Consider the following 16868-nt stretch of genomic DNA (forward strand, 5'->3'; position numbering starts at 1 on the left):
TCCTTACTATATTTTCAATCATTAAGCCATTGGATGTTTAGCTTGGCACTTTGAAAACTTATGAGGAAAACATGACAAACGCGACCCAAAATCACCCATTAATTACCCGTACGCAATCTAAAGGTAAAATCTTTGCATTAGCCGGCATCTCAGTGATGGCAGTGGCAAGCTTAACTGCCTGCCAAAAAGCTCCGCCCAAAAACGAGAGTGCAGCCAGCGCTTCAGCCACTAACGGCAATGGTGTATCTTTGCTAAACGTATCTTACGATGTGTCCCGCGAGTTGTATAAAGAATACAACCCAATTTTTACGGGGCAGCAAAAACAAGCCGTCACTATTCAGCAGTCGCATGGCGGCTCAAGCAAACAAGCCTTGAGCGTGGCGAATGGGCTTAAAGCGGATGTAGTGACCATGAACCAAACCTCAGATGTAGAACTGCTGGTGAAAAAAGGCTTGGTGGATAAAAACTGGCAACAAGCGTTTCCCAATAACGCGGTACCTTATACCAGCACCATGGTACTACTAGTTCGTAACAACAACCCCAAGCAAATCAAAGACTGGGATGACTTGGCAAAACCCGGTGTCAGTATCGTAATTGCCAATCCAAAAACCAGTGGTACAGCAAGATATGGTTTCTTGGGTGCGTATGGATATGGCTTGCACCACTTCAATAATGACGAAGCCAAGACCAAAGCGCTGGTGAAGCAAATTTTGAGCAATGTGGCAGTGTATGACAGTGGCGCAAGGGCAGCGACAACAAGCTTTTTACAACGAGAAATTGGCGATGTGCTGATTACCACAGAGAATGAAGCACAAATCACCAAAAAAGAATTTGCCGATAAAAACTTACAGATTGTTTATCCCAGTTATTCGGTCAAGATTAGTAATCCTGTCGCTGTGGTGAATGCCGTTACCGAGCAAAAAGGTACCACTGAATTGGCCAAAGCCTATTTAAAAGGTTTGTGGGATACGCCTGCCCAAGAGATTATGGCCAAGAATTATTTGCGCCCTGTGGATGCGGCGACTTTGGCAAAATACCAAAGCCAATTTCCTGCAATTGCCACCTTTGAGCCAAATCAAGTTTTTGGTAGCTGGGATGAGATTATGAGCAAGTTTTTTAAAGATGGCGCAATTTTTGACCAATTGGCGGTAAAAAAATAGCAGTCATCCTAGCGATTGGCTAGGGTAGTTAGGTCATACTTTAAGGCATCAAAACACACATCTGCAGCAAAGCCCCGATATTGCAAAAATCGCAGTTGACGGGCTTTTTCTTTAGGCTCTGTCGGGATGGCATCACCGTATTTTCGTACCCGTGCTGCCACTGCTTGGGCAAGCCAATCCACTTCATAGGTCTCATCTGGGTCGTCATCCGCCGTGTCTGATTCAATGTCATTGAGTAATAAATCTTCAAAAAAATCATTGTGTGTCTCAATCCATGTATTAATCGCACTGACCGAACTGACGGTGGTTAAGCCGTGTTTTTTTAACGTTTGAAAAATCCGCTGGGTACCATGCTGCTTGCCGATACCTTCTTTGATCAATGCAGACGTCATACGCTCATCGCTTTGATAGCCTTCTGCTTCAAATTCGCTCAAAAGCGCTTCGATAGCCGCCGCATCACATCCTTTTGCCAATAGTTTGTCCCGCAGCTCTTTTTTAGATTGCTCACGCCGCCCAAGATAATAAAACGCCAGCCAACGCATGTAGCTCTCGGCTTTAAGCTTGTCATGGTAAGCTTGGCGTTGTTCATCAGTCATTAACTGATTTTCGATAGTTTCTAACAAGGATTTAGGATCTGGCATAGCGGTTTTAAGGGTGATTAAAAAAAAGGTTAAACATCGGCTGGCGAACAAGTTGAGCAGTATAAAAACAAAAACCCCAGTAAAAACTAGGGTTTTGGGTAGCTAAGCAATTATTGCATACCTTCGATAAACTCAGGGGGTTCAACGTCATGCGCTTCTTCTGGAACAGGTTCGACATTACCAAGCTTAGCAGCGCGCACTTTGGCTTCAATCTCTTGGGCGATTTGGGGATTTTCTTCCAAGAATCTAATGGCGTTGGCTTTACCTTGACCAATTTTACTGTCATTGTAGCTGTACCAAGCGCCCGATTTTTTGACCGCATCAATATCGACACCCAAGTCAACCACTTCACCTAGATGATTGGTACCTGTCCCATACATGATGTCAAATTCTGCTTGGCGAAACGGCGGCGCCAGTTTATTTTTGATTACCTTAACGCGGGTCTCAGAACCGATGATGTTTTCACCGTCTTTAACCGCACCAATACGACGAATATCCAAGCGCACCGACGCATAGAATTTAAGGGCGTTACCACCGGTTGTGGTTTCTGGCGAGCCAAACATGACACCGATTTTCATACGAATTTGGTTAATGAATACCACCATACAGTTAGAGCGTTTGGCGTTACCGGTGATTTTTCGTAACGCTTGGCTCATCAAGCGCGCTTGCAGACCCATATGGCTGTCGCCCATCTCGCCTTCAATTTCCGCGCGTGGGGTAAGGGCAGCGACCGAGTCAACAACAATCATATCCACCGCACCTGAGCGCACTAGCATATCGGTGATTTCAAGTGCTTGTTCACCGTTGTCAGGCTGCGTGACAAGTAAAGCGTCGACATCAACGCCCAATTTTTTGGCATAAATAGGGTCTAGCGCATGTTCAGCATCGATAAAAGCACAGGTACCGCCTTGTTTTTGACATTGGGCGATTGCTTGCAAGGTTAAAGTGGTTTTACCCGAACTTTCAGGACCATAAATTTCGACGATACGACCCTTTGGCAAACCGCCAATGCCCAGTGCAATATCCAAACCCAATGAGCCTGTGGAGACTACATCCACGTTGATTTTTGCTGACTCATCACCCAGGCGCATGATGGTATTTTTACCGAATTGTTTTTCAATTTGTGATAAAGCGGCAGTTAAAGCTTTGGCTTTATTGTCGTCCATAAGGACTCCTTGTTACAAAAGAGGTTGATAAAAAAGGTTAATAAAAAAGGGAAAAATATAAAAGTAGGGATAAGTTAAAAAAGAAGTGAATTGATAAGGCTATAATAACAAAATACACGAAAAATTATAGGGCTAAATCACTGATATACGACATATATTGTCGCTTATGATTGTTAAAAATTAATTAAAAATAACATGAGAAAATCTCTAAATAAATGGGTGTTTTTTGGGTGTTTTCAAGCTATATGTTGCAACAAAAATCCCCACTAACGAAGTGAGGATATGCAATACGAGTCGCCAATATTGAGCCTTAGTGTGCCGCATCTTCTGGTGAATCATTGGGTAGGGTTTGGGTGTTGCTATGTATGCCGGAACTAGGCATGGCAGTGCTCGGATTGGAGTCGGTTGTCGCTGCCAAATAGCTTTGCGGATGATGGTGAGTGATTTTTGCTTCTTCATGCGCCAGTGAGCGCGCCGCTTGACGTAGCTCAAATTTTTGCACTTTACCTGTCGAGGTTTTTGGAATTTGCGCAAAAATAATATGTTTGGGCACTTGGAAACCTGCCAAATATTTACGGCAATGGGCAATGATATCTTCCCGATCTAGGGTTGAGCCTTCGCGGATTTCGATAAAGGCTACCGGTACTTCACCCCATTTGTCATGAGGAGCAGCAACTACCCCACAGCTTTCCACTTCTGGCATACGATACAGTACGTTTTCTATTTCAATACTTGAGATATTCTCACCGCCCGAGATGATGATGTCTTTGAGCCGATCCATAATTTTGATGTACCCATCTGGGTATTTGACGCCCAAGTCACCGGTCTTAAACCAGCCACCGTTAAAGGCTTCTGCGGTGGCTTTGCGGTTTTTTAGATAGCCTTTCATCACCATATTGCCGCGGATAGCAAGCTCACCAATTTCACTACCATCGGCTGCAACTGGGGTAGTGGTGCCTTGTTTGAACACATCGAACCCCGCTAATAGATGTGAGTTCATACCTTGGCGGGATTTTTTTTGCGCGCGTTCACTGACAGTCAAATCATCCCATTCTGGGCGCTCAACACACAGGGTGACGGGACCATATACTTCTGTCAAACCGTATACATGCGTGATTTTAAAACCCATTTCTTCCATTTTGGCGAGCAAAGACTCAGGCGGTGGTGCACCTGCGACATTACAACGTACTTCGTGTTTGATGGCTTTTTTCAGCGCTTCATTACCATTGGCAATCATGTTGTGCACGATAGGCGCTGCGCTATAGTGGGTGACCTTTTCATCGGCAATCAACCGTAAAATCAAATCAGCATCAATTTTGCGTAAGCACACATTGGTACCCGCACGCTCGCCAATGCTCCAAGGAAAGCTCCAGCCATTACAGTGAAACAAGGGGAGCGTCCATAAATACACAGGATGCTTTGGCATATCCCAATCTAAAATATTAGAGACGGCATTTAAGGTGGCACCACGATGGTGATACACCACACCTTTTGGGATACCTGTGGTACCTGATGTGTAATTGAGCGCGATGGCATCCCATTCATCAGTTGGTTTTTCCCAGTTGTCTAAGTCGGTTCCTGAGGCGATGAATTCTTCATACGTCATGTTGCCAAACTGTTCAGTGGGCGTGACCGCAGGGTCGGTGGCATGAATGATAATTAAGTTAGGAAATGACTCTTGTACCAGCGCAACATGCTGTTCAAACTCAGTATCGACAATCAATACTTTCGCTTCACTGTGCTGTAGGCAAAAGACCAAAGCATTGATGTCCAAACGGGTATTTAAGGTACATAGCACACCACCAGACATCGGTACGCCAAACGCGACTTCAACCATAGCTGGGGTATTGGGCAGTAGCACTGCAACAGTATCGTCTTTATCGATACCTAGTTTTTTTAGGGCATCCGACATTTTGCGGCAGCGATTATAGGTTTCGCCCCAACTTTGACGTAGGTCATTGTGCTCATAATCTTTATACACTATCGCCGTTTGATCGGGATAGATGCTAGCAGTACGCTCAATAAAATCAATGGGAGTAAGCGGGGTATAGTTGGCAGGATTTTTTTCCAGCCCAGTATGGAAGTTTGGCATAACGACGTCCCTGTAGTTAATAAATAAACGCCTTTATCATAACAAGGATTTTGACGAAATCCTATATCTCAATCTGCTTTTTCACAAATATAAAAAATGACAAAACAGACAGCCCGCCTGTTATTTTATAAGCTAGCAAACCCAGTCAGGGTTTAGTCTTCGACAAATACGCAGCCAAGGGTGAACACACCGATATTTGCTATAGAGACACTGGCGGCAGGAAGAACTTCGGTTTTATCATAACCGCGTGACGATAAATAGTTAAGTAGTGACTTGGTATGAGGGTTTAAATTACCGCTGATCACATACATTTTACCTTTTTTACCATTGGCGGCGGTGATGGCAGCATCCGCGAGTCGCTCAATACATTTTTCAAAACTGCGCACCTTTTCAAAGGCGACCATTTGACCTGAGTCTTCCATTTTTACAATCGGTTTAATACCGAATAAATTGGCGAAAAAGCCGACTGGCGCTGAAATACGCTTGGTACGAATCATACCTTTAAGGTTATCAACTGCCAAATAGATATGGATTTTATCGCGCAGGCGGTTGATTTCGGTGATGATTTGTGGGACTTCCATGCCTTGTTTGAGTAAGCGTGAGGCTTCTTGTACAAGAACCGCTTCGCCATGTGAAATCGTGCGTGAATCATAGAGATAAATTTTCATGCGATGACTAAACATCGAGCTAATATTGAGCAAGTTATTGTAGGTTTGGCTTAAAGAAGAGGATAAACAGATGATTAAAACTTCTTGCACATCTTCTTTGATGAGTTGATAAAAGAATTCAATGAGCTGATTTTCAGTGGGCGCTGAGGTACTGATTTCGATATTGGGGTTATCGAGTAGAACACGCGACAGCCTATCTAGGCTTAGGTCTTGTCCATCTAGATAATTGGCACCGCCCATATGGATATTCATCGGCAACATTTTGACATTGTCTGGAATGCCAAGGTCGTCTAGACATGACGTGGACGTGCTAACAATCATTTTCTTCACAGTAATTTCCCTCCTGTTGTACTTTTATCCTAGCGTGATATTAACATTGTCGCAAAAATAAGCATGATTTTTTTGTAGACTCATCGGGACAAAATTTGCCTTATGCTTTCAAAGATGACTATTTATAATAGGTTGACCTAATTTTGGTTTGATGTATGCTTAAGGTATGTTGATATAGCTACATTGCGTGACCACATTGACGAATTGATTATGATAACGAACTCATTTACAAAATGACAAGATTAGTTGCTTAATGTGACCAAATAGTGAAAGGAAATTACTGCCAAGGATTATTTATGTCAAATAACAGCCAGATATCTACTCATAACACCCATTATCCGCATATTTTTGAACCCCTGGATTTAGGATTTACCACGTTAAAAAATCGTATTGTGATGGGCTCGATGCATACAGGGCTTGAAGATCGGTTCTTTAACTATCCAAAGCTAGCCGCTTATTTTGCCGAGCGCGCCAAAGGGGGAGTTGCCATGATGATCACGGGCGGTATCTCGCCCAATCATGAAGGTTGGTTAGTGCCGGCAGGCGGAACGCTCAATCACAAAGGCGATGTAGTCAATCATCGTAAAGTCACCAAAGCTGTGCACCAATATGACTGCAAAATCATCTTGCAAATTCTGCATAGCGGTCGCTATGGTTATCATCCATTGGCGGTATCAGCCAGTGCCATCAAATCGCCTATTTCACCCTTCAAACCTCGTCAAATGAGTGAAAAAAATATTTTGGCGACTATCAAAGACTATGCCAAAACTGCCAAACTTGCACAAATGGCGGGCTATGATGGCGTCGAAATCATGGGTTCAGAAGGCTATTTACTCAATCAGTTTTTAAGCAATCACGTCAATCAGCGCACTGACCAATGGGGCGGTAGTCTAGAAAACCGTATGCGTTTTGCGCTTGAAGTTATTAAAGCGGTACGCGAGGCGGTGGGAGAAGCGTTTATTATCACCTTCCGTTTATCGATGATTGACTTGGTGCCCGATGGCAACACCATGGATGAAGTCATTACTATCGCCAAAGCCATCGAAAAAGCCGGGGTGACCATAATAAATACCGGGATTGGCTGGCATGAAGCACGTATCCCGACCATCGTCACGTCGGTACCACGCGCAGCGTTTGCCGATGTGATTGCTGAAGTCAAACGCCACGTGACTATTCCTGTGATTGCTGCCAACCGTGTCAATATGCCAGAGACTGCCGAGCAGCTGCTAGCAGAGAACCAAGCTGACTTGGTACAAATGGCGCGTCCGTTCTTGGCAGACCCAGACTGGGTGGCAAAAGCCAGTTTAGGACAAACTGACTTAATTAATACCTGTATTGGCTGTAACCAAGCGTGTCTAGATCATACATTTGACAATAAACGCTCAACTTGTCTGGTCAACCCCCAAGCCTGTTATGAAACCGAACTGGTCTATAAACCTGCCAAAAAAGCCAAAAAAATTGCCGTAGTGGGCGCAGGCATGGCAGGGCTATCAGCGGCGACGGTCGCCGCCAAACGCGGTCATCAGGTCACTTTGTTTGAAGCACAGGATAAAATCGGCGGACAGTTTAACTATGCCAAAGTGATTCCAGGTAAAGAAGAGTTCTTTGAAACCATCCGCTATTTTACCAATTTGGTGGACAGTTTAGACATTGAGCTCAAACTCAATCATAAAGTAAGCAAAGAGGAACTAGAGTCAGGTCAGTTTGATGATGTGATTATTGCCACAGGCGTTGTTCCACGGGCGCTTGACTTTGAAGGGGTGGAGTTACCGCAAGTAATGAGCTATGCCGAATTGCTATCGGGTCAAAAAGTCGCAGGTAAGCGAGTCGCGGTAATCGGTGCAGGCGGAATTGGTTTCGATGTTAGCGAATATTTGACCTCCACCCATGTTAAACCGTTTGAAAAAGATGCGCAAGGCAAGGTGATTTATCAACCCCATCCGCAAAGCGTAGCCTCATGGAAACGTGAGTGGGGTGTGGACACCAACCCACACTATGACAGCGAAGGTGGACTGGTAAAACCAGAGCCCATTACCCCGACCCGTGAAGTGTATTTGATGCAGCGTAAAAAAGGTCGCTTGGGGGCAGGTCTCAATAAAACCTCAGGCTGGGTGCACCGTGCTCATATCAATAAGCATGGCGTCAAACAGGTGAGCGGCATTGGCTATGAGAAAATTACCAATGAAGGCATTTGGATTACTAACCCAGACGGTCATAGCCAATTATTGCGCGTTGATAGTATCGTTATCTGCGCGGGGCAAGAATCGGTCAATGACTTGATGCCTGCGGTGGGTGATGACTTGACAGCCCAATATCACTTGATTGGTGGGGCAAAATTGGCAGGCGAATTGGACGCTAAACGTGCCATTCGCGAAGGCGCGGAAGTCGCTGCCATGTTGTAGCAGCTTTTACTATCTCATAAAAAAGGCGATGAATGAATGTCATCGCCTTTTTTATGTTGGCCGCTTATTATTGAATGGCATCAGACGCCAAGAAAAAATTGCGGGCTTGCTGAGAGTCAATCAGCTTGTCTACCGCACCTTGCAAATCATGCGTAGTATGGGGCTGCTCAATCATCTCGCGAATGGTGTCATACAGCCGTGAAAACAACGAGAAATTACTCTGTATCAAATAACTCATAATTAACTCGCTCACCCCCGTCACCTCCAAATCAAGCGACGTCTTAAAGCGCAGCTCGCCGTCCATCACATCCATTTCCAAATTACCAATCATCAAATCATAATTTAGATAAGCCAGCATGGCGAGCATCTCAGGACGATTGGCTTCAGCAATCGCCGTAGGATAAATACTGTACACCGCAATCAATTGCTGCTCACTAAAAAAACGAATCATACAACCCCAATGCCGCTCTTTATCTGACACTTGCATCGTATAATGATGAATGCTTTGCTCATCTTGTTCGCTGGCAGGGTGATACATAAATTGATAACCCATACTGGCTAAGATATGCTCTATGTCATCGGGGGTAATCGGTTGTAGCTCTAATTCGCCATCTGCATCAAGCGACTCACTGGCTAAAAACGGTTCATCTTGTGAATGGCTATGCTCATCAAAAGCTGCATTGACGGGGTTTTTGGCAAAAGGCTGATAGCTAGTAGCATCGCTATGCTCGTTTGTCTCAGCACACTGAACAGAAGAGTCAGTTGTCTTATCGGCTACAGGGAGTGACGCTGATTTTTCAGCAGTAAAGAACAGTTTTAGGCGTTGCCATAAACGCTTCGGATTTTTGGACATTGATTTCACTTACCCAAGAAAAAATAGCTAAAAATAGAAAGAAAAACGAAAAGCAGAACAGTTAAAAAACAAAAAATTTAACAAACAGGTTAGCAAAACTTTGATGCTATCACCAAGCTTTATATGGATACTTTATATGGATAATAACAAAGACCTGTCGCAAGTTAGTATATAATAAGCTTTCTACACAACTTTAGCCAATTATCTATACAATGGGTATAGGGCTATAGTTTATCAATTTAATCTGTTATCTATTTAATGACTTGCAAATTTTAACCAATGCTATGCCAAATCCAACACCCACTGCTATACCTATCTCGGCGACCAGTTCGCTGCTAAACTGTCAAAATGTCACCATACAACGTGGCGAATTTCCGCTGTGTGAAGCGGTGAATTTGGTGCTAAACCGTGGCGATATTTGTCATTTGGTGGGTGAAAATGGCACCGGCAAAACCACATTTTTGATGCAGCTTGCAGGGTTGATTCCTGTGTTGACCGGTGATATCAGTTGGCAGGGCAAGGCAGAGCTACCTGTGCAGCCATTTTATGTGGCGCACCAATTGGGTATTCATTTGCAACTAACCGTTGAGCAAAATTTGCGATTTTTGTTAGCCTTGTATGGCATCAAACCAAGCGCAGACGCGCTTGAGCGAGCACTCGATTGGGTTGGGTTAGCAGGTTATGAGAAAATCAACTGCTATCAACTCTCGGCAGGGCAGACGCGCCGCGTGGGTTTGGCACGCTTGCTGTTTGGGCTTGAGTATGTAGCGCAATTTCCTTGCTGGCTACTTGATGAGCCGCTGACCGCGCTTGATGTCAATATGATTGCCAAAATTGAACACTTGATGCAAACATTCGTTCAGCGCGGTGGGGCAGTGCTCATGACCAGTCACCAAACTGTCGCCGTCGCCAACAAGCAATTAGATTTAACCTTGTATATGGTTTAGGGGCAACTGCAATGATTGATTTTTCTGCCCTGTGGCAACGTGAATGGCAAATCAAGCAGCAAAATAAAGTGCAGTGGTTATATCCGTTAGTGTTGTTTTTAATTATCATCACCTTATTTCCACTGGCGATGGGGACGGAGCCAAAATTATTGCAGCAACTGGGCGTGCCTGCGGTATGGATTGCAGCGTTATTGTCGCTGATTATGGGTATGGAAAACTTATTTCGCCCAGCCCTCGATAACGGCACACTGGCGCAATTGGTTGTCGCTCGTGCCTCGATTCCCACTTGGGTGCTAGTACGGCTCATCGTGCATTGGCTGACCAGTGCGGGGATGGTGTGTCTGCTCGCATTTTTGGCGATGCCGCTTTTTGGCTTGACCAGCCAAGCAGCCATTGCCCTGAGTGCGTCGATTTTGGTGGGCAGTCCGATTTTGTTGTGCTTATCAGCGATTGCCAGTAGCTTGACATTATCGCTAAAAAACGGCGCGGTGTTAGTGCCATTGATTTCGTTACCCATGCAGCTGCCTGTGCTGATTTTTGCCACAGGGGCAGTGGGGCAATTTGCCATGGGGCTTAACGGTTATCCGATTTTAGCACTATTACTGGCGGGCAGTATTTTGGCAGTCATCGTCACGCCTTTTGTGATTGCATTTTCATTAAAACTGGCTTGGTTAAGCTGATGATTTTTAGATGAAAAAATCCCCAAATACCAGTAAAATAAGCGAACAAATATCTTATTGTTGATGGCTTACATTCATTTTAGAAAAAAAAGCAAGGCGCATTCCATGGCAGAAATTACCCCAAACGTTGGCAAAACTGGCTTTTTTTCTCGCCTTTGGCAAGGATTTCTTAAAACTGTTGGCACCAAAGAGTTTTATCGTATTTTTGCCCCTTGGGTGAGATACTTAGCTGTCATTGCTGCGCTGCTATTAGCGGTGGGTGCCGTTTGGGGTTTGGCATTTGCGCCACCCGACTATTTGCAAGGCAATAGCTATCGCATTATCTTTATCCATGTCCCCACTGCCAGTCTGGCCATGTCAATTTACTTAGGCATGGCAATTTTGGGGGTGATTTTTTTGGTCTGGAAAATTAAAACCGCCAATTTGGTTGCCCAAGCGATTGCTCCCATTGGCTTTATGCTTTGTGTGTTAAGTCTACTTACAGGCTCGATTTGGGCAAAGCCTACCTGGGGCACATACTGGGTATGGGATGCGCGTCTGACTTCTATGCTGATTTTGGCGTTTTTGTACGCAGGCGTGATGGCACTATTTGCCGCATTTGAGCATACCGCCAGTCGTGGTAAAGCGGCGGCGATTTTATCGATTGTCGGTGCGGTTAATTTGCCGATTATCAAATATTCTGTCAACTGGTGGAACACCCTGCACCAAGGCTCGACATTTACCGTAACTGAGCGTCCAAAAATGCCGCCTGATATGTATATTCCGTTATTACTGATGATGTTAGGCAGCTATTTTTTAGTGGCTGCGCTTACCATCTATCGTACCAACACCTTGATTCTACAGCGCGAAAGTAGCAAACAATGGGTGATTGATGAATGCAAACGGCTATATCACTAAAGAGTTATTGTTAAAGCCTCCTTACTGACATAAAGTATCGCCATTTAACTAGCGATAGCTTCAATCCTATGACACCAATCCATTCTCTAAACCTACATTCAAACCTGAGGTGACCAATGAGCCCGTATTTTCATAATTTTGCCGAATTTATCGCCATGGGTGGGCATGGTAGTTATGTGTGGTCAACTTGGCTACTGACTTTATTAGGGATTGTCGCGCTCGTCTTTTTTAGTCGTAGTCAGCGTAAAGCAACCTACCGAGATATCACTACCCAGCAGGCGCGCCAGCAACAGCGTCATCAGCGTACGGCTAAGAGTAGCGGATAATAGTATTTATCGCCCTAATCAGTGTTATAATAGACAAGTAGACCCATAGGGTGTGGTTCATCAAAAGTGAGATGAAAAAAAGCGATGAATAAAGTTCGACAAAAAAAATTAATGTGGGTGATGGCAACCTTATTTGGCGCAATCATTGCCGTCGTTCTTGTGATTTATGCGGTAGGACAACAAACCGACTATTATTTTGACCCCACAGCCATTAGTCAAGGCAAAGCACCTGAAGATACCCGTATCCGAGCAGGGGGTATGGTGGTGCGCGGTAGTGTCGAGCGAGATAGCACAGACCCGCTCAATATCAAATTTAAAATCACCGATTTTAAATCCACCGTACCGGTATCCTACAAAGGCATCTTGCCAGATTTATTCGCCGAAGGTTCGGGCGTGGTAGCCACAGGTTCGCTTGAAGGCAATACCTTTGTAGCAAGCGAGGTACTAGCAAAGCATGATGAGAATTACATGCCGCCAGAAGTAGCAAAATCATTAAAAACCCAGCATCAAGCCAACGGCACGGATATCAACCAAGCGCAGTTTATGCCGGCTACCCCTGTTAAACAATAAAGTGAATTAACTAAAAAGTCACTTAGGTAAAAAATTAATTAGTTAAAAAATCAGCTGGCTAACAAAGCCAGGTAGCTGAAAAAGTGGGCAATGACCCACTTTTTTAGTGTCTAAATTTTTTAATATCTAAATAATTTTAAAAATTTTATGCCACACAAAATCTTTAACCATAAAAAAAGGAAACCGCTCGGGTTTCCTTTTTGTTCAGTTTAAAAAACTGATTATTTTGCAGCAGATGCAGAAGCATCAGCAACAGTTGTAGCAGCAGAAGCGGCAGCGTCAGCAACAGCAGAAGCTGGTGCAGCAGCAGATGCAGTGTCTACAACAACAGTAGAAGCGTTAACAGTTGCAGCAGATGCAGTTACTGCAGGTGCAGAAGCTTCAACAGTGGTAGTAGTAGTTGATGAAGCAACTGTAGTTGAAGCAGTGGTAGAGGCAGCAGCTGGTGCAGCTTCTTCTTTTTTGCTACATGCAGTCATAGCTAAAGATGCAGCAACTAAACTTGATACAGCGATTAATTTAACGTTCATTACGTGTTCTCCTAAAGAAAATAACCCCGTATTCACTCGACGATACTCTAAATAAAGAGTTTATTTAGAATTAAAGACACACGGGACATGAAACTGGCAATATTGTAGCGGAAACTTAGTCAAGATAGAATAACTTTCGCATAAAAAAATATAATAAATCTGATAAAAGGTTGTAACAAAATAACACCGCAATCACAAATACAACTTTTTAGATTTATTGATATCGCACGAAAAAGATATCTTTTTTAGCTTTTCGCAGAAAATGACGTATTATACGCATAAAAATATGGCAAAGATATCTTTATTTTTGTAAATTTACAATTTTTTTGTTTTAGCGGTCTATTGGATATAGTTAAAAAATAATTTTTTATGGTGATAATTGCTTAATCTTAATGAGATTTCTAAGGCTTTGATGGGTAGATAAGTTACATTAGTTGCATATTATTAGGGTTTATTTTCAAAAATCTGTATAAAACTACGATTTCACACAGTAATTTTTAGGCAAAATGCTACAATGCCAAAATAAGCATACGATATATAAAAGCAAGACGAGATTTGAGGAGGTAGTGGTATGAAGTGGGAAGATCGTGGCGGTAGTTCAAATGTACTGGTCAGCGGCGGTAAAGCTGTGGGCGGCGGTATCGGTAGTATTATCATTGGGTTGATTTTGTGGCTGGTATTTGGTATGAATCCTATGACTGCTATGCAGACAGGTTCTGCAATCACAGGTGGAAATAGTAGTGGTCAACAAACCCTTGACCAGCAAACGGCTGACCGCGACCAAAAATTCGCCTCAGTGGTGTTAAAAGACACAGAAGAAGTTTGGGGTCAAATTTTTAGTGAAAACAATATGCAATACCAACAGCCTAAATTAGTATTATTTAATGGTATGGTACGTTCAGGTTGTGGTAACGCTTCTTCAGCCACAGGCCCTTTCTATTGCCCTGCAGACCAACGCGTCTATCTTGATACCAGTTTTTTCCAAGAAATGCGCCAAAAATTGGGTATTACAGGTGACCAAAATGGCTCAGGTGATGCACAAAACCAAGGTAAAGCAGGTGACTTTGCACAGGCTTATGTGATTGCTCACGAGGTGGGTCATCATGTGCAAAATCAATTGGGTATTAGCCAAAAAGTGGATGAAGCCAGTCGCCGTGCCACTGAAGCACAAGCCAACAACTTATCAGTGCGTCAAGAGCTACAAGCGGACTGTTTCGCCGGTGTTTGGGCAAACCGTAACCAACAACGTGTTCAATTCTTAGAGCAAGGCGATATTGAAGAAGCGATTAATGCGGCGCAGCAAATCGGTGATGACCGTTTAGCCCAAGCCAGTGGTCGAGCAGCGGTGCCTGATAGCTTTACCCATGGTACCAGTCAACAACGTATGACGTGGTTTTCACGCGGTCTAAAATCGGGTGATATCAACCAATGCGATACTTTTAGTGGTGCAATTTAAGTAGCGTTGCGATTTAAGCCCAAAGGACGCCAATAAAAAAGACACCAACAAAAAGCTCAACACCAGGTTGAGCTTTTTCATTTCTATGAGTCAGCTAATTAACAGGATTAAGCGGTAACATGATTAAGATTTATCTTTACGCGTCATTTGCTCAAAGAATTCATCATTGGTTTTTGAGTCTTTAAGTTTTTCTAGCAAAAATTCGGTAGCTTGTAGTTCATCCATGGGGTGTAACAGTTTGCGCAGAATCCATACTTTGCGTAACATCGCCTCATCCATCAACCGTTCTTCGCGGCGAGTGCCCGATTTTTTGATATTGATGGCAGGGAATACCCGTTTTTCGGCAATGTCTCGCTCAAGGGTAATTTCTTGGTTACCTGTCCCCTTAAACTCCTCATAAATCACCTTATCCATGGTACTGCCTGTGTCAATCAAAGCGGTTGAAATAATGGTCAAGCTACCGCCTTCTTCGACATTACGCGCGGCACCAAAAAAGCGTTTTGGGCGTTCTAAGGCATTGGCATCCACCCCACCAGTCAATACTTTACCCGATGAAGGCAATACAGTATTGTAAGCGCGGGCAAGGCGTGTGATGGAGTCAAGTAAAATCACCACGTCTTGTTTGTGCTCAACCAAGCGTTTGGCTTTTTCAATCACCATTTCGGCGACTTGTACATGACGGGTTGGCGGCTCATCAAAGGTCGATGCGACCACTTCACCACGCACCGTACGCTGCATCTCGGTCACTTCTTCAGGACGCTCGTCAATGAGCAGCACGATGAGATAACATTCTGGGTTGTTTTTGGTGATGGATTGCGCGATAGATTGTAGCAGTACAGTTTTACCCGCTTTTGGTGGGGCGACAATAATTGAGCGTTGACCTTTACCAATCGGGGCAATCAAGTCAATGATACGGCCGGTTAAGTCTTCTGTGGTACCGTTACCCAGTTCTAAGCGAAGCTGCTGGGTGGGGAAAAGTGGGGTTAAATTTTCAAAAATCAGTTTGTGGCGAGAGCGGTCTGGGGTGTCGAAGTTGATTTCGTTAACTTTTAATAGGGCAAAATAACGCTCAGAATCCTTGGGTGGGCGAATCGTCCCTGCGATTGAGTCACCCGTCTTGAGATTGAAACGGCGAATTTGGCTTGGACTCACATAGATATCATCGGGACCCGCTAGGTAAGAGCCTTCCGACGATCGTAAAAAACCAAAGCCATCGGGCAAAATCTCAAGCACGCCATCCCCATAGATAGCTTCACCGTTTCGGGCGTGGGTTTTTAAAATAGCAAAAATGATATCTTGTTTGCGACTACGGGCCATGTTTTCTAGACCCATTTGCTCGCTAATCAACAACAATTCAGCAATCGATTTTTTCTTGAGTTCAGTCAAATTCATAGGTAAATCATCAATAACTAATTTTGAACCACCTCAAAACGTGAGTCGAGCAAAGGCGCTGCATCGTTTTAAGACAGTAGGGTGTGAAGAGAATATAAAGAGAAAAAAATAGAAACGTTTGAAATGATTAACTGAGCGTTGCAAACAGACAATACCAAGTACTAAACCAAATAATAGTAAATGCCTGCTAACGTAACGTTAAGCATATCGATAAGATAGTTATTTTGTGAGACACACTATACGACTTGACATATTCATTTGTCAATGTATGGGCATAAAAAACCGCGATTTTTTTACTCACAAGTATCAAAATCGCGGCGAATCTCACTGGTAATTATCAAAAAAATATACCGTTACCAATATAAAAATTCAATTTAACCTACGCTAGTGATTCTTACCCTAGCGATTATAAGTGTTTGTTGATAAGAGCAGTCAATTGGGCTTTTGGTTGCATACCCATAGTGGCATCCACTTTTTCACCGTTTTTAAACATAAATAAGGTAGGTATACTACGGATACCATATTGTGCGGCTAGGTTTGGATTTTGGTCAACGTCGATTTTAACGATTCGCGCTTTACCCTCAAATTCTGAGGAAAGCTCGTCTAATACAGGGGCGATGGCTTTACATGGACCACACCAAGTTGCCCAAAAATCGACCAATACTGGGGTATCTGATTGTAGTACTGCTTTTTCAAACGTACCTTCATCGGCATGAATAACTGAAGACATAGTAACTCCTACGTGTTTACGTGTTGAT

Annotated in this window: 15 protein-coding genes and 1 pseudogene; 8 read left to right on the forward strand and 8 right to left on the reverse strand. The window is 43.7% G+C overall.

Features of this window, described 5'->3' with window-relative positions:
- Positions 1 to 71: 71 nt before the first annotated feature.
- Positions 72 to 1160, forward strand: a complete 1089-nt coding sequence (locus RTL34_RS07075; protein WP_219332180.1) for a sulfate ABC transporter substrate-binding protein — start codon at positions 72 to 74, stop codon at positions 1158 to 1160.
- Positions 1161 to 1168: 8 nt separating this feature from the next.
- Here the strand turns inward: RTL34_RS07075 and RTL34_RS07080 are convergent, their stop codons facing one another.
- The 4 genes and pseudogenes from RTL34_RS07080 to RTL34_RS07095 all read right to left on the reverse strand — a co-directional run bounded on the left by RTL34_RS07080 (position 1169) and on the right by RTL34_RS07095 (position 6048).
- Complete coding sequence (locus tag RTL34_RS07080; protein WP_138018464.1) at positions 1169 to 1801, reverse strand: regulatory protein RecX; 633 nt, start codon at positions 1799 to 1801, stop codon at positions 1169 to 1171.
- A 110-nt stretch (positions 1802 to 1911) separates the two neighbouring features.
- Positions 1912 to 2967, reverse strand: coding sequence for a recombinase RecA (gene recA, locus RTL34_RS07085; RefSeq protein ID WP_138018465.1), 1056 nt, complete (start codon positions 2965 to 2967; stop codon positions 1912 to 1914).
- 460 nt (positions 2968 to 3427) lie between these two features.
- Positions 3428 to 5059: pseudogene (locus tag RTL34_RS07090) on the reverse strand (acyl-CoA synthetase); the annotation flags it as partial.
- A 152-nt stretch (positions 5060 to 5211) separates the two neighbouring features.
- On the reverse strand, positions 5212 to 6048 hold the full coding sequence (locus tag RTL34_RS07095; RefSeq protein WP_312115934.1) for a DegV family protein: 837 nt from the start codon (positions 6046 to 6048) through the stop codon (positions 5212 to 5214).
- Positions 6049 to 6353: 305 nt separating this feature from the next.
- Here RTL34_RS07095 and RTL34_RS07100 point away from each other — a divergent pair, with 305 nt between their 5' ends.
- The gene (locus RTL34_RS07100; protein WP_219332184.1) at positions 6354 to 8459 is read left to right on the forward strand and encodes a 2,4-dienoyl-CoA reductase FMN-binding domain-containing protein; all 2106 of its coding nucleotides are present in this window, start codon (positions 6354 to 6356) and stop codon (positions 8457 to 8459) included.
- Between the two features lie 67 nt (positions 8460 to 8526).
- Here the strand turns inward: RTL34_RS07100 and RTL34_RS07105 are convergent, their stop codons facing one another.
- A complete protein-coding gene (locus RTL34_RS07105; protein ID WP_312115761.1) occupies positions 8527 to 9312 on the reverse strand; it encodes a YbjN domain-containing protein in 786 nt (261 codons plus the stop codon).
- A gap of 284 nt (positions 9313 to 9596) precedes the next feature.
- Here RTL34_RS07105 and ccmA point away from each other — a divergent pair, with 284 nt between their 5' ends.
- The 5 genes from ccmA (at position 9597) to ccmE (ending at position 12732) form a co-directional block, all read left to right on the forward strand.
- Positions 9597 to 10259: a heme ABC exporter ATP-binding protein CcmA gene (gene ccmA / locus RTL34_RS07110; protein WP_312115763.1), complete on the forward strand. Its 663-nt coding sequence runs from the start codon at positions 9597 to 9599 to the stop codon at positions 10257 to 10259.
- Between the two features lie 11 nt (positions 10260 to 10270).
- On the forward strand, positions 10271 to 10939 hold the full coding sequence (locus tag RTL34_RS07115) for a heme exporter protein CcmB (RefSeq protein WP_007117161.1): 669 nt from the start codon (positions 10271 to 10273) through the stop codon (positions 10937 to 10939).
- A 105-nt stretch (positions 10940 to 11044) separates the two neighbouring features.
- Positions 11045 to 11836 (forward strand): heme ABC transporter permease, encoded by a 792-nt coding sequence (locus RTL34_RS07120; protein ID WP_095356618.1) that lies wholly within the window; start codon positions 11045 to 11047, stop codon positions 11834 to 11836.
- 116 nt (positions 11837 to 11952) lie between these two features.
- Positions 11953 to 12162, forward strand: coding sequence for a heme exporter protein CcmD (gene ccmD, locus RTL34_RS07125; RefSeq protein WP_060994525.1), 210 nt, complete (start codon positions 11953 to 11955; stop codon positions 12160 to 12162).
- 84 nt (positions 12163 to 12246) lie between these two features.
- Complete coding sequence (ccmE, locus tag RTL34_RS07130) at positions 12247 to 12732, forward strand: cytochrome c maturation protein CcmE (RefSeq protein ID WP_312115768.1); 486 nt, start codon at positions 12247 to 12249, stop codon at positions 12730 to 12732.
- Between the two features lie 221 nt (positions 12733 to 12953).
- Here ccmE and RTL34_RS07135 read toward each other — a convergent pair whose 3' ends face one another.
- A complete protein-coding gene (locus RTL34_RS07135) occupies positions 12954 to 13262 on the reverse strand; it encodes a hypothetical protein (RefSeq protein ID WP_312115770.1) in 309 nt (102 codons plus the stop codon).
- 571 nt (positions 13263 to 13833) lie between these two features.
- Between RTL34_RS07135 and ypfJ the strand changes: the two genes are divergently transcribed.
- Positions 13834 to 14718: a KPN_02809 family neutral zinc metallopeptidase gene (ypfJ, locus tag RTL34_RS07140; RefSeq protein WP_144918730.1), complete on the forward strand. Its 885-nt coding sequence runs from the start codon at positions 13834 to 13836 to the stop codon at positions 14716 to 14718.
- 123 nt (positions 14719 to 14841) lie between these two features.
- Here ypfJ and rho read toward each other — a convergent pair whose 3' ends face one another.
- Positions 14842 to 16110, reverse strand: a complete 1269-nt coding sequence (rho, locus tag RTL34_RS07145; RefSeq protein WP_060994528.1) for a transcription termination factor Rho — start codon at positions 16108 to 16110, stop codon at positions 14842 to 14844.
- Positions 16111 to 16516: 406 nt separating this feature from the next.
- Complete coding sequence (gene trxA, locus RTL34_RS07150) at positions 16517 to 16840, reverse strand: thioredoxin (protein WP_007117153.1); 324 nt, start codon at positions 16838 to 16840, stop codon at positions 16517 to 16519.
- Positions 16841 to 16868: the final 28 nt, after the last annotated feature.

Source organism: Moraxella sp. CTOTU47915, assembly GCF_031986685.1.
Classification (GTDB): domain Bacteria; phylum Pseudomonadota; class Gammaproteobacteria; order Pseudomonadales; family Moraxellaceae; genus Faucicola; species Faucicola tetraodonis.

Coding starts and splice junctions, on each gene's coding strand:
- RTL34_RS07075 (WP_219332180.1), top strand. CDS start 72: ATGACAAACGCGACCCAAAATCACCCATTAATTACCCGTACGCAATCT.
- RTL34_RS07080 (WP_138018464.1), bottom strand. CDS start 1,801: ATGCCAGATCCTAAATCCTTGTTAGAAACTATCGAAAATCAGTTAATG.
- recA (WP_138018465.1), bottom strand. CDS start 2,967: ATGGACGACAATAAAGCCAAAGCTTTAACTGCCGCTTTATCACAAATT.
- RTL34_RS07095 (WP_312115934.1), bottom strand. CDS start 6,048: ATGATTGTTAGCACGTCCACGTCATGTCTAGACGACCTTGGCATTCCA.
- RTL34_RS07100 (WP_219332184.1), top strand. CDS start 6,354: ATGTCAAATAACAGCCAGATATCTACTCATAACACCCATTATCCGCAT.
- RTL34_RS07105 (WP_312115761.1), bottom strand. CDS start 9,312: ATGTCCAAAAATCCGAAGCGTTTATGGCAACGCCTAAAACTGTTCTTT.
- ccmA (WP_312115763.1), top strand. CDS start 9,597: ATGCCAAATCCAACACCCACTGCTATACCTATCTCGGCGACCAGTTCG.
- RTL34_RS07115 (WP_007117161.1), top strand. CDS start 10,271: ATGATTGATTTTTCTGCCCTGTGGCAACGTGAATGGCAAATCAAGCAG.
- RTL34_RS07120 (WP_095356618.1), top strand. CDS start 11,045: ATGGCAGAAATTACCCCAAACGTTGGCAAAACTGGCTTTTTTTCTCGC.
- ccmD (WP_060994525.1), top strand. CDS start 11,953: ATGAGCCCGTATTTTCATAATTTTGCCGAATTTATCGCCATGGGTGGG.
- ccmE (WP_312115768.1), top strand. CDS start 12,247: ATGAATAAAGTTCGACAAAAAAAATTAATGTGGGTGATGGCAACCTTA.
- RTL34_RS07135 (WP_312115770.1), bottom strand. CDS start 13,262: ATGAACGTTAAATTAATCGCTGTATCAAGTTTAGTTGCTGCATCTTTA.
- ypfJ (WP_144918730.1), top strand. CDS start 13,834: ATGAAGTGGGAAGATCGTGGCGGTAGTTCAAATGTACTGGTCAGCGGC.
- rho (WP_060994528.1), bottom strand. CDS start 16,110: ATGAATTTGACTGAACTCAAGAAAAAATCGATTGCTGAATTGTTGTTG.
- trxA (WP_007117153.1), bottom strand. CDS start 16,840: ATGTCTTCAGTTATTCATGCCGATGAAGGTACGTTTGAAAAAGCAGTA.